General features: G+C 65.0%; 13 protein-coding genes. 10 read left to right on the top strand and 3 right to left on the bottom strand.

Features of this window, described 5'->3' with window-relative positions; genetic code table 11:
- Positions 1-323 precede the first annotated feature (323 nt).
- A complete protein-coding gene (locus P5F91_RS24755; RefSeq protein WP_277908554.1) occupies positions 324-908 on the bottom strand; it encodes a helix-turn-helix domain-containing protein in 585 nt (194 codons plus the stop codon).
- 792 nt (positions 909-1,700) lie between these two features.
- The gene (locus tag P5F91_RS24750; protein WP_277908553.1) at positions 1,701-2,384 is read right to left on the bottom strand and encodes a ParA family protein; all 684 of its coding nucleotides are present in this window, start codon (positions 2,382-2,384) and stop codon (positions 1,701-1,703) included.
- A 209-nt stretch (positions 2,385-2,593) separates the two neighbouring features.
- Here P5F91_RS24750 and P5F91_RS24745 point away from each other — a divergent pair, with 209 nt between their 5' ends.
- From P5F91_RS24745 to P5F91_RS24725, 5 genes are all read left to right on the top strand, one after another.
- Positions 2,594-3,223 (top strand): hypothetical protein, encoded by a 630-nt coding sequence (locus P5F91_RS24745; protein WP_277908552.1) that lies wholly within the window; start codon positions 2,594-2,596, stop codon positions 3,221-3,223.
- A gap of 8 nt (positions 3,224-3,231) precedes the next feature.
- Positions 3,232-3,552 carry a hypothetical protein gene (locus tag P5F91_RS24740; protein WP_145609921.1) on the top strand — a complete coding sequence of 107 codons (321 nt, stop codon included), beginning with the start codon at positions 3,232-3,234 and terminating at the stop codon, positions 3,550-3,552.
- Positions 3,553-3,678: 126 nt separating this feature from the next.
- Positions 3,679-3,984: a hypothetical protein gene (locus P5F91_RS24735; protein ID WP_277908551.1), complete on the top strand. Its 306-nt coding sequence runs from the start codon at positions 3,679-3,681 to the stop codon at positions 3,982-3,984.
- A gap of 598 nt (positions 3,985-4,582) precedes the next feature.
- Positions 4,583-5,752 carry a DUF3142 domain-containing protein gene (locus tag P5F91_RS24730; RefSeq protein ID WP_277908550.1) on the top strand — a complete coding sequence of 390 codons (1,170 nt, stop codon included), beginning with the start codon at positions 4,583-4,585 and terminating at the stop codon, positions 5,750-5,752.
- Complete coding sequence (locus tag P5F91_RS24725) at positions 5,739-8,153, top strand: hypothetical protein (RefSeq protein WP_277908549.1); 2,415 nt, start codon at positions 5,739-5,741, stop codon at positions 8,151-8,153. The genes P5F91_RS24730 and P5F91_RS24725 overlap by 14 nt, the downstream gene beginning before the upstream one ends.
- On the opposite strand, the gene P5F91_RS24720 is transcribed toward P5F91_RS24725, so the two are convergent.
- Entirely contained in the window at positions 8,146-10,080 is a 1,935-nt protein-coding gene (locus tag P5F91_RS24720) for a phospholipase D-like domain-containing protein (RefSeq protein WP_277908548.1), read from the bottom strand. The genes P5F91_RS24725 and P5F91_RS24720 overlap by 8 nt on opposite strands.
- Positions 10,081-10,269: 189 nt before the next feature.
- On the opposite strand from P5F91_RS24720, the gene P5F91_RS24715 reads away from it, so the two are divergent.
- From P5F91_RS24715 to P5F91_RS24695, 5 genes are all read left to right on the top strand, one after another.
- Positions 10,270-12,390, top strand: coding sequence for a tetratricopeptide repeat protein (locus P5F91_RS24715; protein WP_277908547.1), 2,121 nt, complete (start codon positions 10,270-10,272; stop codon positions 12,388-12,390).
- A 146-nt stretch (positions 12,391-12,536) separates the two neighbouring features.
- Complete coding sequence (gene rpsF / locus P5F91_RS24710; RefSeq protein WP_145609915.1) at positions 12,537-12,998, top strand: 30S ribosomal protein S6; 462 nt, start codon at positions 12,537-12,539, stop codon at positions 12,996-12,998.
- A complete protein-coding gene (gene rpsR / locus P5F91_RS24705) occupies positions 12,995-13,276 on the top strand; it encodes a 30S ribosomal protein S18 (RefSeq protein WP_044561423.1) in 282 nt (93 codons plus the stop codon). Before rpsF ends, rpsR begins: the two co-directional genes overlap by 4 nt.
- A 12-nt stretch (positions 13,277-13,288) precedes the next feature.
- A complete protein-coding gene (gene rplI / locus P5F91_RS24700) occupies positions 13,289-13,849 on the top strand; it encodes a 50S ribosomal protein L9 (RefSeq protein ID WP_145609914.1) in 561 nt (186 codons plus the stop codon).
- Between the two features lie 120 nt (positions 13,850-13,969).
- Positions 13,970-14,317: a hypothetical protein gene (locus P5F91_RS24695; RefSeq protein ID WP_145609913.1), complete on the top strand. Its 348-nt coding sequence runs from the start codon at positions 13,970-13,972 to the stop codon at positions 14,315-14,317.
- Positions 14,318-14,319 lie beyond the last annotated feature (2 nt).

Genomic DNA, 14,319 nt, shown 5'->3' with positions numbered 1-14,319 from the left:
ATGGCCAGCTGAGCTGATCCATTTCATGTGGATTCTCCACATCTCGAGCAGTGGGCCAATCCCGCCGCTTCATTTATGACTATGCATCACCAGGAACAAAAAGGCAACTCTTAGTATCAGGGAAACTGAGGTTCACGCCAAAATTTATGCCGGCATGACTAGCACCAGGTCACAGCAGTCGCCTATAAGCCGGGCGACGGGTTCGAGCCTGAAAGAGGCAGCCCTTGCATCAAAACGAAGGTCTATGAGGCGGCTTCGCCAGCTGGTGACTAGGCCCTCCCCTGCCCTATTACCGTAGGCTACATCTCTCCGAGTGCAGTCGGTTACAGAGCATCGCCGGAGCTATAAGAGCGGAAGGAACAATTGGCGCCTTGAAGTGTCAGCCTGTCTGCCACTCGATTGATAAAGGATCGCTGCATCCCAAGCGCGGGCCAACCAAGCAAGTTAGCCTGAGGCGTAGTTTCGGCGACGAGAAGGGTGACATCACGCTGGCCGGCCTTCCATTCATCGGTCTCCATGTACGCTTTTGCCATAAGCTCGGCTTGCTCATCGAGCCTCGCTATGTATCCCCTCATGGCTTGGAGGATGCCTTCAGGTGCGGGGTTCCGTCCCTTATCATAGTGATAGATTGTGTCGTTCCGGACGGAAAACACAAAGGCAGCCTCCGACCTGGAGAGGCCGGTACGTTCGCGCAATGACCGGAAGAGGGACATGGTGTTACCCGCAGCACACGCAGAGGGGAACTGCATTACCAAGGATGGGGCGCGCAGACAACCAGGCGCTACATGTATGGCCCGATGAAGGGCTTTTAATAGAAGGTTGCCGTACCTCAGTGGAGGATTGAGGTACTTGAGCGGCTGGCTGTAGAGCTGATATCCGTCAAAGGCGGGGCTGAACTGGTAGTTCATGCTTGGCACTCAATTCCTGCAGTGGGCCAATCCCGCCGCATTTGGTTATTATAGCCGCAATATAGGTTGCGGCAAATATTATACTACAACTGATGGGTTTTACTTGTCTTGGGCGTTTTGGTTGTCGTGTTGCGCTACCATGGCCGAATGAACGTCACGCAGTCGTATGGTTTACCGGCCACCATCCCAATGGGAGGAATCATAAATCGAAAAGCATCCCATTGGGATGGTGGCCAGTGTTCAGAATTCGGAATTCACCAGCTGTACCATCGGCTTCTGCTGGTTGGGAGAAAAGAGAGTCGCTCACCCCAGCCAAATTTTTCGCAGGTCCGAGGACGATCATACCCCTACCCTACTTCAGCGTCACCTGTAGAGGCGCTGCAGCCATTCAGCGTCCTGTAATGGCCCGCCTACCTCGCAGTTGCCGGCCGTCCTCGTACATGTCAGCCTGATTGACTGGGAACCCCGAGGCTCTAAGAATCTCGAGGATGATTATGCGGATGGGACGCCCTTCCTCCTTCGCCCTGGCGGCGATCGCATCCCTTGTGTAAGGCGGGATGTCGATCTTGAACGGCACCTGTACACTGGGTATCTCCTCGGGGAGGAGACTGGGAAGGTCCGCAGCTTCTCTGAAATCGGCGATAGCCACATCTGTGCTTGGAACAGCATTGAGAGCTTTCCAATCATCAGTCGGAGCCTCGCTTGCTGTTGTGGCAGCCGCGGGCTTGATGATGACCCCCAGGTCGGTAGAGCCCAACCTGGGAGCGTCAGGTCGCTTTGCCATTGCCATCCTCACGCTGCACTGGCGGCGGCCGCCCGGGCCACCTGGGAAAGGACTGAAAGAATGTCGTTTGCTATGCTCTTGATGTTGAGGGCCGCGTTGCCCTCAGGATCCGTGATGGACGGGCTCTGCCCATTGTATGTTAGCTCTTTAAAGGCGGTCCGATCCATAAACGGCGTCGGCAGCACGCCGATTGAGTAGCTTTGCAGGGCGCTTTTTGTGTGCTTGGCGACTAAGGTCTCCTGCATGACCGGCCAGCGGGATAGCAGGAATCGGGTTTCGATCTTTCGCCCAATTGTTTCCTCAGCTGCCCTGGCTAATTGGGCGGTTTTTGCGCCATCCCGAGCGTCCATACGGGAGGGTTGTATGGGTATAATGATCAGGTGAGCCCGGGTAAGGGCCATGAGGGTTAGCTGGGAGGCAATACCCGGGAGGTCGAGAAGGATGAAGTCGTTTCCCTGCGCCTCGCTCAATCTCGCATAGAGATTTCTTTCGTCCGTATTGGGGAAAACGGTTATTGGGGCATCCTGCCTTGCAGCATTGTAGAAGTTGATAATATCGGACGCGTGCCCGTTTGCATCGCAATCCAGAATGGACACCGTGTGTCCACACGACCGCAGATACTGCGCGAGAGATGTGGTGATGGTGGTTTTTCCACACCCCCCTTTATGAGAGGCAAATGCGATAACGGGCATGTCCAACTCCTAATCTCATCTGGCCACATACTCGCACGAAACACGAACCCGATCAAGCGAACCCGATCAAGCGAACCCGATCAAGCGAACCACAGCACGATCTGGACGAGGCCGCCAAACGCACCGCCGCCGGCCTCACCATCCTGACCATCAACGCCCTCATCGCCCTGGTCGCCAAGGTGAAGCCGGCGTCGGGCGGTAAGCGCCCGGTGGCGGAGGAACTGCCCCCGCCGCCGGCGGACCCGCCGTTGCCGCCAAAGGTGCCCAAGCCCGACCTGAAGACTTTACGGGAGCAATATGCCGAGCAGATCAAGGATGCTAAAACGTTTGAACCCCAGGGGCTCACTCGTGAAGAGGGAAAGCGGTACTTGGATAGCGAACAGGGGGCGCAGCTCCTGCAAGAACTTAGTGCTGCCGATCCGAAAGCAAGTTTCAGTCAGGTTTACGAACGCGGTTTGGGCATGGTCAGATCAGGATCAGACATTCCAGAGCTGCGCAAAATATCAAGCCCGTTAGTTAAGATCGTTCCCCAGGGGGCTAGCGTTACCCCTTACTCACCATATTTCACCACCATGGAACATTTGGATGAGGCGATAGCGTCGGGAAAAGGATTGGATGAATATTTGGCATTACCGATAACTAGCAGCGCACCCACGTATGACATTTACCAAATATCACCTCTCACTCAGGTGGATTCACCGGCGGTTTTTGTGAATAAAGTGGCACCTACGAGTGAGCTTGGTGGTTTGGTGCAGCACGTTGGCGGTGCGACACAGTACATCGTGCCAAATAGATCATTATGGGGAAGTCCGATCAAAATCGGATCGATAGGAAATTAGAGGAAAAAATGAATCAAGATCTTATAAAGAGACTTGCGACTGATCTAGAAGCGTTGCTGTGGCGTTATGCGAATCAGGAGGCGGAGGCAGCTTCCCTATTGAAGGAATTGGAGCCTATAATTCGAGAGGCGAAGTCGGGAAATATTATAGTACCTCTCGAAGATGTTCCGGGGGCGTGGCTTTTCATTGAGGGAAAGTTGAGAAAATATAGTGACCTCGAAGATGTGTACGCGCAGTTCAAAATTCAGGTCGTGGAAGCGGAAAATCCGACATTCAAAAGAATACGGGACGAATTTTTTAGAAGGAAGGCTGAACGGGAGAAAACCTGATATCGGATTGAAATTTCCATTGGCGGCCATGGCTGTGCAGCAGCGGTGTCAATCACGCCATCCGGATGCAGGGAAAGCGTGGCTGGCATTGCTCCCTATCAAGCCGCCTCCTACGGGAGAAGGACAATGGATCAGGAGCGCCTCAAGCAGTTCGCCCTCGAACTGGAAGACGCGGCACGCCGCTATGCCGCAATGGACCCGGAGGTGAGATCCTTCGCTGGTTCGGTCGAGGGTGTCAGCGCCGACGCAAAAGCGGGAAGGATTCTGACGCCGCTCGAACATATACCTGGGAACTATTATTTCAGTGAAGGTACTCTGCGGAAGTATCGCGACCTCGAGCACGCTTACTCCAAATTCCAGATAGAGGTCACAGGTGGTGAACCGCCAGCATTGATCGCTTTCAGAAATAGGGTGAACGCCCAGAAGAATTAGCTCCTTATGGTAAGGATCTATTGGGATTCAATCATCCGTGCCCACCGGTATCATCGGTAAAACTGAAACATGGGTCATTCCGCCTTCGGTAGCGCATGAAGCGATTGCCAAACCCATCGGAGACGTTGGAAAACTCGAGCAGTTACTGGGCTTGGATCCAGGATATCTTGGCAGTTCTCCAGTTCGAGTGGACATTCCGGCATCTGCCGGATACCGCATCCCCACAGGAAATAAGTTCGCGGCAAATAATTTCTGGCGTCCGGGTGGGCTCACGTGGCCAGGAGGCCTACCTGAAGCTGTTATATATCCCGTGACACCGATTATCTCCTGAAAGCCGCCCCTCTGGCGAGACCGTCGGGCGGCGGGTTTGAGGTTAGCTTCAGGCGCACCTTCGGCGGCTTGGAAATTCCGTTTCGGCGGGGCCGGCGCGACGGTAGAATGCGTCCGTCCAGCCTACCCTGCCGCCCGTCCCCCTCCCATGCCCCTGCCCAGGCCCCGGATCCTTCTGGCCGCCCTGTTCCTGATCTGCGCCGGCGCGGCGGCCGCGGGCCTGATGCCGTCCCACCCTGCGCCCCATTTGGGTCCATTGCCTACCCCCTTGCCCAACGACATCTATGTCTGGCAGCGCGCCTGGACGTCCGCGCTGGGTCAGGCCATGGACCAGGCGGCGCCCGACGTCGCCGCCTGGCGTGTGCTGGCGTCGGAGGTCTCGGCGGAGGGGCGGGTGGCCCCCGCGCTGCTGAACGATGCGCGGTTGGAAGCCTTGCGCGCGCACCTGGCCGGGCGGCCGGTCATCCTGGTGGTGCGCATCGACGGCCGGTTGAGCGATACCGATTCCGCCCCCCTGGTGGCGGCGGCCCTGGCGCCGCTGGAACGCTGGCGCGAGGCCGGAGTCGCGGTGGCGGGGCTGGAGATCGACCATGACTGCCCGACAGCGCGTCTGCCCTTCTATGCCCGCTTCCTGACGGACCTGCGCGCGCGGCTGGGCGGCGGGGGACCAAGTCGCGGGGACTTGGGCGGCACGCGCCTGTCCATCACCGCCCTGCCCACCTGGCTGCCGGCCCCTTCGCTGGCCGACGTGGTGGCGGTGCCCGATGAGGTGGTGCTGCAGGTCCATGCCGTGGCCGCCCCCACCGACGGGCTGTTCAACCCGGCCCAGGCCGCCCGCTGGGTCGCGGCCTACGGGCAGCGCTTCGGCTCGCCCTTCCGCGTGGCGCTGCCCGACTATGGCGCGCGGGTCAGCTGGAACGCCGACGACAGCCTGGCGACGGTGGAAGGGGAAACGCCCCTGCTGGGCGGCGGCGCGCATGCCGCGGAGCTGATGGCCCGGCCCGCTGACGTGGCCGCCTTCCTGAAGACCTTACGCGCCGAGGCGCCGCCCAACCTCAAAGGCATCGCCTGGTTCCGCCTGCCCACCGCCGAGGATCGCCGCGCCTGGTCGCTGGTCACCTGGGCAGCCGTGGCGCGGGGGAAGACGCCCATCGGCCATATCGTCGTGCGGGCCGAGGCCACGGCGACGCCCGGCCTGTCATCCCTGGTACTGGTCAATGACGGTGCCGCCGATGCCGAGGTGCCCGCCGGCCTGGACCTGCCGGCTGCGTGCCCCCTGGGCGACGGTGCCAACGGCTATGCCCGCGATCCCCTGGCCCCCCAACCCCGCCTAGTGCGCCTGTCCCCCGGCCTGCTGCCGCCCGGGGAGCGCCGGGCGGTGGGCTGGCTGCGCTGCCCCGATTCCCCCTCACCGCTGGTGATCCATGTCCGCCCCTAGCCCTCGCGTCCTCACCCTGTCCGTCCTGTTGCTGACCGGTGTCGCCGGCATCGCCATCGCCTGTGGGCCGGATTTCCCCTGGCAGTTGCTGGACCGCCGTGAGGTGACGCTGGCGGAGACGCCGGCCAACCCCTTCGCCTGGGAGGCGGCGCATTTGGTGCCCGCCCCCACCGACACGATGAAGGCGGTGGAGAACCGCTGGGCGACCGATGATACCCGGGCCAAGCTGCGCACCGACGCCGAAACGGCTGGCTTGCCGGCTGACGCGCCGGCCCTGATCGGCGCCCTGCGCGCGGCCGGGAACGGCGACAAGGCCTATGCCCTGGGGGAAAAGCTGCCGGCCGCCGTACGGCTCTACACCGCCGCCGCCGTGGACTATAAGGCCGGCCGACTGGACCAGGCCGCCGCCCGCTTCCAGGCGATCCTGGACCTGCCGGCGGCCGATGGTGCCCCCCGCGCCGTCTGGGCCGCCTACATGCTGGGCCGGGTGGCGGCGAAACGCGACCAGGCGGACGCGGCGGTGGCCGCCTTCGCCAAGGCCCGCGCCCTGGCCGAAGGCGGCGCCCCCGACCCCCTGGGCCTGGGCGTGGCCAGCCTGGGTGAGGAGGCGCGCATACGCCTGGCGCAAGCGGGGCTGTCCCTGGTGACGACGGCTGAGACGGATGACGACACGGTGGCGGGCAGCCTGCCGGCCACCCTGCGGCTTGAGGCGACCGGACCACTCAACGTACCGGCGCTCGCGCAGGCTGTGGCGCTGTATGCCCAACAGGCTGCGCACGACTCCTATCAGGGTGTAGCGTCCCTAAACATCATAGCGAATCATCTTCTGAATAATGACGACCTTTTAGACGCCACGGTTACCGATCCACTACTTCAGCAACTCTTGGCCATCCATGTTTTGGCCTTTGAAGATGATAGACGCCGTTTACACGTTTTACACACGGCCAACGACCCCGCTCCCTATACCCCCCATTTAGTTTGGCTAAGCAGCGCACTGCACATGGCCCATATCGGCGAACCCGATGGTCCTGTGCCCGCAGCCACCGATCGATTGGCAGCACTTGCTTATCGTCGAGGCGACTATGAGTCGGCTGCCCGCCTGGCGGCGATGAAGCCGGGGCCGCTGGCCAGCTGGGTCCTGGCCAAGCTGGCCCTGCAGAAAGGCGACCTGACGCAGGCTGCCAAATTCTATGCCGAGGCCTCCGCTGCCTTCCCAACCACCGGTGATGGTCCGCTGCCAGCGGCGAAGCGCAACCGCCTGGTAGGCGAAAGCGGTGTAGTGGCCCTGGCGCGGGGCGAGTACGTGGCGGCGCTGGACCAGCTGATGCCCATGGCCGACACCTATTGGGGCGACGTGGTGCACATCGCGGAGCGCGTGCTGACCGTCGATGAGCTGAAGGCCTATGTCGATGCCAAGGTGCCGGCCAGCGTCGTCGCCGGCTGGACGCAGACGGTCGACAACAAGCAATGGCCCAACACCCTCCTGGACACCATGGGCGTGGGCTACAAATACGATGAGGAGGCCGACCGGCTACGCTACCAGGGCGCACCCCTTGGGTTGCGCAGCCTGCTGGCGCGCCGCCTGATGCGGGCGGGGCGGGGCAAGGAGGCGCTGGCCTATTATCATAATCCGGCCGTTGCCAAGGACGCGCGCGCCTACCTCGATGCGCGGGACGATGCCGGCAACGCCTGGTGGGCCGCCAGCCGCGCCCGCGCCTGGTTCCAGGCGGCGCAACTGGCCCGGACGAAGGGCATGGAGATCATGGGGACGGAGGGCGTGCCGGACGAGGCCGCCCTGCAGGGCGCCTACGATGCCGGCATCGGCCAAACCACGCTGCCGCCCGCCGGGGCCCCGTACGTGACGGATGGGGAACGCAAGCGCTTCGCCGACAGCGCGCCGCAGCCGGACCAGCGCTTCCACTATCGCTTCATCGCCACCGATGCCGCCGAGCATGCGGCCGACCAGTTGCCGCACACCAGCCAGGCCTATGCCGCCACCCTGTGCTGGGCGGTGACTTATGCGCAGGATCAGAGGATCGCCACCTGGACCGACGATCCCGCCACCATCGAGGATCCCTACTGGCAATCCGTCGTCCGCCGCATCATCGAGCGCGACAGGCAGGCGCAGGGCCGGGTGGCGGCCCTGTATCAGCGCTACCTGAAGACCGGCCCCTACCAGCCCTGGGCGGCCCATTTCGGCCGCGCCTGCCCGGCGCCGGACTTCGACGCCGCCGCCAAGGAGTGGTGGCGGGCGCCGGCCCGGCAGGCACATCACTGGACCCGGCAGAACCACCGCGAGGCGCTGATCGGCGGTGCGGCGGTCCTGGCCGTGCTGGTGGCCGGGACCGCCCTGCTGCTGGTTCGCCGCCGGCGCTCCCCTTCCGCCAAGGGCGTCAGCTGAGGAAGTAGTCCAGCTCCTTGCCCTTGTCCCCGGACAGGTAGGCGTCCTGCCACTGGTCGTTGGTGGACAGGAAACCGCCTTGCGGGGTGCTGGGGGCCGGCTGTCCCTTCAGCAGGGCGTCCCGCTCCCGCTCTTCCAGGATGGCGCGCTGGCGGTAGTGCTCATAGACGTCCAGGACATGCACGGCATAGGCCTGGGCCAGCGGCTGGTTGCCCTGGATGATCAGCAGGTTGTCGTCGTTGGCGTAGGAGGCCTTGTAGCCCAGGTTGTGGCTGCCGGTGATGACGACGCAGTTGGGGGAGAAGGGGTCGATCACCACGATCTTGTCGTGGATGATGGCGGCCCCGGCGGTCAGCAGCTCGGGCTGCAGGTCGCCCGTGGGCATGTCGACGGCGGCGGCGCGCACCACCAGCACCTGCGGCGCGTCCTTGGGCGCGTAGACGGAGGGCTTGGGGATCTTGGCACCCTGGGCGCCCTGGGCATCCGTATCGTCGCCCGTGTCATCGCCGCCGCTGGCATCCCCCTCGATGGGCAGGGCCTGCGGGCTGCTGACGGCGCCCATGACCATCAGCTCGGGCCGCTGCTTGCCCAGGTCCACCGCCGCCTCGATGATGCTCTGCTTGCCTTCGACGGAGGGGTAGAAGGTCAGGAACAGGATGGCGTGCTGCGCCTGGTCCATCAGCTGGAAGACGTCGGCCAGATCCGGCGGCGTGGCCGACGTCTTGGTGGTAGCCAAGGTGGTCGGCGCGCACCAGACGCGGGGGTTGCTGGTAGAATCCGGATAGGCGTGGCCGTCGGCCCGGCGCAGGGGCTTTCGCTGGACATTGTGGTTGGGCGCGCCGGTGTCCGCCTGCACCGGGAAGCTGGCCGTGTCCGCCTTCAGCCGGTTCCAGTAATCCAGGTAGACCTGCGCCAGGGTGGCGTTGTGGGTGATGATGGTGTTGTTGGACTGGGTGCACAGGCCCGTGGGCGTCCAGTTGGTGCTGCCGGTCAGCAGGGCCAGCGGCCGGTCGCCCGCGTCGGTGCGCACCAGGAACTTGTTGTGGCCGATATGGGCGCTGTTGTTGAACAGCCGGTCGATGACCTCCCCCGCCGTGCCGCGCAGGGTTTGGCGCGCCGCCTGGTTGGTGCGGTCCCAGACGGGGTTGGTCTTCGTCGCCTCCCCCGCTGTCGACAGGATCGGGTGCAGGCGGTCGCCCAGCCCGGTCAGGCCCGCCACCAGTTCCTGGTCCGACAGTTCATAAAGGGCGGCATAGACCTTGTCGGTCGGTCCCACCTGTTCCAGGAAATCGGTCAGGGTGGGCAACACGTCCCCGGTCAGGAAGGTGCGGATGGCGTTGCCCGGCTGCCGCACCTGGTTCAGGACATAGCCCTTGCTGGGCGCCTGGCCGGCGGGGGTGTGCAATTGCTGGCGCAGATTCTGCGTCGACAGGATGCCGTTGGTGAAGACGGCGGTGAAATCATCATAGGTCCAGGTGACGGTGATGGGGTTGGTCACCATCGCGTCGCCGCAGATGAACAGCGGCCGCGGCGTCCCCGTATAGGCACCGGGCTGCGCGCTGCTGAACGTCTCCGTCCGCTTGACCCAATCGGCCACCGCCTCCCGCCCGAGCGCCGCGTAGCCAACGGGGATGATCTCATAATGGCAGGTGAAGGGCTGGCGTATCGACAGGCTGTCGCGGCTGCGCCGCAGGGTCAGGTCGCGCCAGGAGAATTTCTGAATGGGCCAGACGCTGGTGTCCTGCTGCTGCCAGTTCGGGTTGGACTGGTCCGTGAACGCCACCCAGGTGGGCAGCAGCCGGCGCTCCCCATCCGCATGCACGCGCGTGATCATGAAGCCCAGCAGGCCGTCGATGCGCGTGGCCGGGCGCCACGCCAGATAGGCCACTTCGTTGTTGCACCAGGCGCGCGCGGGAACCTGAGACATGGGCGACCTCCGTCACGATAGGAGAGGTCATGGTGCGCCCGGGATGTGACGGTCACGACCATAGCGTGCACGCCTGTCGATGTACTTCCTCGGGTAGAGTTTGGGGGGTTGGGCCTGGAAACCGCGGCGCCATCGACGGGGGGCTGTCGGCAGGCTAGTCTGCGGCCTGTCATCGCGTGGGGAAACGACATGAACCGCAACCAGCGCCGCCTGGACAAGAAGCAGGGCGCGCCCGCCGTGCCGGCGGTGGCGCAGATGCTGTTCAGCCAGGCGACGCAGTACCAACAGGCCGGCCGCCTGGCGGAGGCTGAGGCGGCCTACCGCAAGGTGCTGGCGCAAGCCCCCCGCCATGCCGACGCGCTGTACCTGCTGGGCGTGATCCACCACCAGACCGGCCGGCATGCCGACGCCGCCGACCTGCTGGGCCAGGCCGTGGCCGCGAAAGGCGACGCCCCGCACATGCAGGCCGCGCTGGGCACTGTGCTGCTGACCCTGAACCGGCCGGCCGACGCCGTGGCGGCCTTGCGCCGCGCCCTGGCGCTCAAGCCCGACCAGCCGGAGACGCACACTACCCTGGGCAACGCGCTGAAGAACCTGGGCTGCCTTGACGAGGCCGTCACCCATTATGAGAGCGCCGTCGCGCTGAAGCCGGACTATGCCAACGCCCATAACAGCCTGGGATACGCCCGCCAGGCGCAGGGTCGGCTGGATGAGGCCGCCGGCCATTACCGCCGCGCCCTGGCGCTGAACCCGCGCCTGATCCTGGCGCAGATCAACCTGAGCAAGACGCTGATGGCCATGGGCGACCTGGCGGGGGCGGAGACGGCGTTGCGCCAGGCCCTGGCGCTGGACGCGGCCCATGCCGACGCGTTGAACAATCTGGGCGCGGTGCTGCAGGCGCAGGATCGGACGGATGAGGCCACGGCCTGCCTGCGCCAGGCGGTAACCCTGGCGCCCGACGACGCCGACGCCCACCTGAACCTGGCCCGTGTGATGGCCAGCGACCTGTTGGTGCGCGACCCCGGTCTCTTGCGCCAGGCCCTGTCGCATGCCGAGCGGGCGCTGGCGTTGCGCCCCGGCCATGGCGCCACGCTGGATGTGCTGGGCACCATCCTGCAGCGCCGGGGCCGCCTGACGGAGGCGGAGCGCCATTTCCGCGCGGCGCTGGCCGTGACACCCGATGACGCGGAAATCGTCCACAACCTGGCCACCACCGTGCAGGCCCTGGCCCGCCAGGATGAGGCGGAGGCGCTGTACCGCCAGGCGCTGGCCCTCAACCCCGATCATGCCGACGCCCGCTATTGCCTGGGCACCACCCGCCTGGCCGCCGGGGATCTGGCCAGCGGCTGGCCGGATTATGAGGCGCGCTGGCGCGGGCGGCAGCTGGCCCCCTTCTGGCGCCCCTTCCCCGTTCCGCAATGGCGGGGCGGGAGCCTGGCAGGCAAGCGCCTGCTGGTGTGGGGGGAACAGGGCCTGGGGGATGAGATCCTGTTCGCCAGCCTGCTGCCCGACCTGCACCGGCGGGTGGCGGCGGAGGGTGGGCAGCTGGTGGTGGAGTGCGCGCCGCGCCTGGTGGGCCTGATCGGCCGCGCCCTGCCGGGCGTGGTGGTGCGGGCCCCAACCTCCGCCCCCGGTGCACCCACGCTCACGGACATGGACCTGCACCTGCCCATGGGCAGCCTGGCCGGATTGCTGCGCCCCCGCCTGGCCGACTGGCACGGTGGCGCCCCCTTTCTGGCCCCGCGCCCGGATCTGGCCGCGCTGTGGCGGGACCGGCTGGACCAGCTGGGTCCCGGCCTGCGCGTGGGTATCAGCTGGCGCAGCGGCATCCGGCGCGGCGACCGCGACGGCGCCTACACCACCCTGGCCGACTACGCCCCGGTGCTGACACTGCCCGGCATCATTCCCATCACCCTGCAATACAGCGCGCCGGAGGAGGAGCTGCGGCCGGTGGAGCGGGCCCTGGGCCTGACCCTGCACCGCTGGTCCGACCTGGATTTGCGCGAGGATATCGAGGGGGTGGCCGCCCTGACCGCCGCACTGGACCTGGTGATCACCGCGCCCACGGCGGTGGGGGAACTGGCGGGGGCGCTGGGTGTGCCCTGCTGGCGCCTGGGCACCGACCATGACTGGTCCATGTTTGGCGCCGGCGCGCGGCCGTGGTTCAACACCATGGCCGTCATCCCGGCGGCGCCGCAAGGGCCGGCGGCGGCGGGCTGCGTCGCCCTGGCGGCGCAACGTCTGCTGGCGCTGACGGGGATGCGGGCAGACTACCTTTTCCCTTGCCCCTCGGACGGCGTTCCTATATAAGCCCGCGCTTCAACCGCTCCTTGCCGGTGCCTTTGCCATGGCGCCGGCTAGGTCCGTGCGGCTGGCCCACCCCCTGGTCCCCGGAATGATCCGGCGCCCCGGGCGGGAACAGCGGCGGACCATGTAACAGCCATGAGGAGTATCAAATGGCTTTGTATGAGACCGTGCTGATCGCACGGCAGGACATCACGTCCGCCCAGGTGGAAGGCCTGACCGAAACCTTCACCGGTATCCTGAAGGAGAACGGTGGCCAGGTTGCCAAGGTCGAGCAGTGGGGTCTGAAGACCCTCACCTACAAGATCAAGAAGAACCGCAAGGGCCACTACGTCTACTTCGCCCACGATTCCGCCCCGGCCGCCGTCGCCGAGATGGAGCGTAACATGGGCCTGAACGAAGACGTCCTGCGCTTCATGACCACCCGCATCGAAAAGATCGAGGAAGGTCAGACCGCGATGCTGTCCAACAAGGGCGATCGCGGCGAGCGTGGTGAACGCGGCGAGCGTGGCGAGCGCGGTCCGCGCCGCTTCGAGGATCGTGGTGACCGCGGCGATCGCGGCCCCCGTCCGCCCCGCCGCATGGAAGCCTCTTCTGAAGGAGACCGGGCATGAGCTTCGGCACCCAGGGTAACGCCGGCGCCCCGCGTCCGGCCGGTGGCGGCGGTGGCCGTCGTCCGTTCTTCCGTCGTCGCAAGACCTGCCCCTTCTCCGGTCCGAACGCCCCGGCGATCGACTACAAGGACGTGAAGCTGCTGTCGCGCTTCATCTCCGAGCGGGGCAAGATCGTGCCCAGCCGCATCACCGCGGTTTCGGCCAAGAAGCAGCGTGAGCTGGCCCGCGCCATTAAGCGCGCCCGCTTCCTCGCCCTGCTGCCTTACATCGTGAAGTAAGGAGTAGGAACGATGGAAGTCATTCTGCTGGAGCGCGTCGAGAAGCTCGGCCGCATGGGCGAAGTGGTCACGGTGAAGCCCGGCTTCGCCCGCAACTACCTGCTGCCCCAGAAGAAGGCGCTGCGCGCCTCCAAGGACAACCTGGCTTTCTTCGAGAGCCAGAAGGCCAAGCTGGAAGCGCAGAACGCCGAGCGCAAGGTCGAGGCCGAGAAGGTCGCGTCCAAGATCAACGACCTGTCGGTCATCATCATCCGCCAGTCTGCCGAAACCGGCATCCTGTACGGTTCGGTGAGCGCCCGTGACGTTGCCGAGGCGGTCACCGCCGCCGGCACCGCCGTGGAGCGCAACCAGGTCGCCATCGACACCCCGATCAAGACCCTGGGCCTGTTCAAGGTCCGCCTGGTCCTGCATCCGGAAGTGTCGGTGAGCATCACCGTGAACGTCGCCCGCACCACCGAAGAGGCCGGCCTGCAGGCCGCCCGCGGTGGCATGGTCGCCGGCCAGCGTGATGACGAGGACGAGGAAGAGGTGGTGGAAGCCGCCGACGAGGCCACGGAAGAGACCGAGGCCTGATCCTTCGCCGGATCATCTGAATAACAGGACGGCGCGGTTCTTCGGGACCGCGCCGTTTTGCTTTTGCGCTTCCGCCAGTCGCCGTCTAGCCTGCGCTGAATTCTGATGGGGATGGGGATCATGGCAACGGAAGCGGGCGGATTGCGCCAGGCGGCCAAGTGGGTGGCCATCATCGGCTTGGCCGGCAACCACGTGCTGGCCTACCAGCAGGCGGTGGACCGCATCCGCGCCCCGTCCCGCGCCCTCGCCGACATGGCCGGCGCCATCGGCCAGATCTTCGGCCAGTCGCCCGACCGCTTCAAGGCCGGCGACCTCAGCCTCGGCGACAAGATCGACCTGTTCGTGAACCCCTACACCTCCGTGCGCGACATGGCGCATTGGGAGGGGTTGAACCACCTGCTGTTCTGGCCGGGCCTGGCGGCGTTGATCCTGTTCCTGATCCTGACCTTCGGTGGCAAGCGGGCGTAACG

The sequence above is a fragment of the Nitrospirillum amazonense genome (genome assembly GCF_029594735.1).
GTDB classification, from domain to species: Bacteria; Pseudomonadota; Alphaproteobacteria; order Azospirillales; family Azospirillaceae; genus Nitrospirillum; species Nitrospirillum amazonense.
This window is presented reverse-complemented; position numbering and strand designations above follow the sequence as displayed.

Coding starts and splice junctions, on each gene's coding strand:
- P5F91_RS24750 (WP_277908553.1), bottom strand. CDS start 2,384: ATGCCCGTTATCGCATTTGCCTCTCATAAAGGGGGGTGTGGAAAAACC.
- rpsR (WP_044561423.1), top strand. CDS start 12,995: ATGAGCTTCGGCACCCAGGGTAACGCCGGCGCCCCGCGTCCGGCCGGT.
- P5F91_RS24755 (WP_277908554.1), bottom strand. CDS start 908: ATGAACTACCAGTTCAGCCCCGCCTTTGACGGATATCAGCTCTACAGC.
- P5F91_RS24695 (WP_145609913.1), top strand. CDS start 13,970: ATGGCAACGGAAGCGGGCGGATTGCGCCAGGCGGCCAAGTGGGTGGCC.
- P5F91_RS24725 (WP_277908549.1), top strand. CDS start 5,739: ATGTCCGCCCCTAGCCCTCGCGTCCTCACCCTGTCCGTCCTGTTGCTG.
- rpsF (WP_145609915.1), top strand. CDS start 12,537: ATGGCTTTGTATGAGACCGTGCTGATCGCACGGCAGGACATCACGTCC.
- P5F91_RS24720 (WP_277908548.1), bottom strand. CDS start 10,080: ATGTCTCAGGTTCCCGCGCGCGCCTGGTGCAACAACGAAGTGGCCTAT.
- P5F91_RS24715 (WP_277908547.1), top strand. CDS start 10,270: ATGAACCGCAACCAGCGCCGCCTGGACAAGAAGCAGGGCGCGCCCGCC.
- P5F91_RS24735 (WP_277908551.1), top strand. CDS start 3,679: ATGGATCAGGAGCGCCTCAAGCAGTTCGCCCTCGAACTGGAAGACGCG.
- P5F91_RS24740 (WP_145609921.1), top strand. CDS start 3,232: ATGAATCAAGATCTTATAAAGAGACTTGCGACTGATCTAGAAGCGTTG.
- rplI (WP_145609914.1), top strand. CDS start 13,289: ATGGAAGTCATTCTGCTGGAGCGCGTCGAGAAGCTCGGCCGCATGGGC.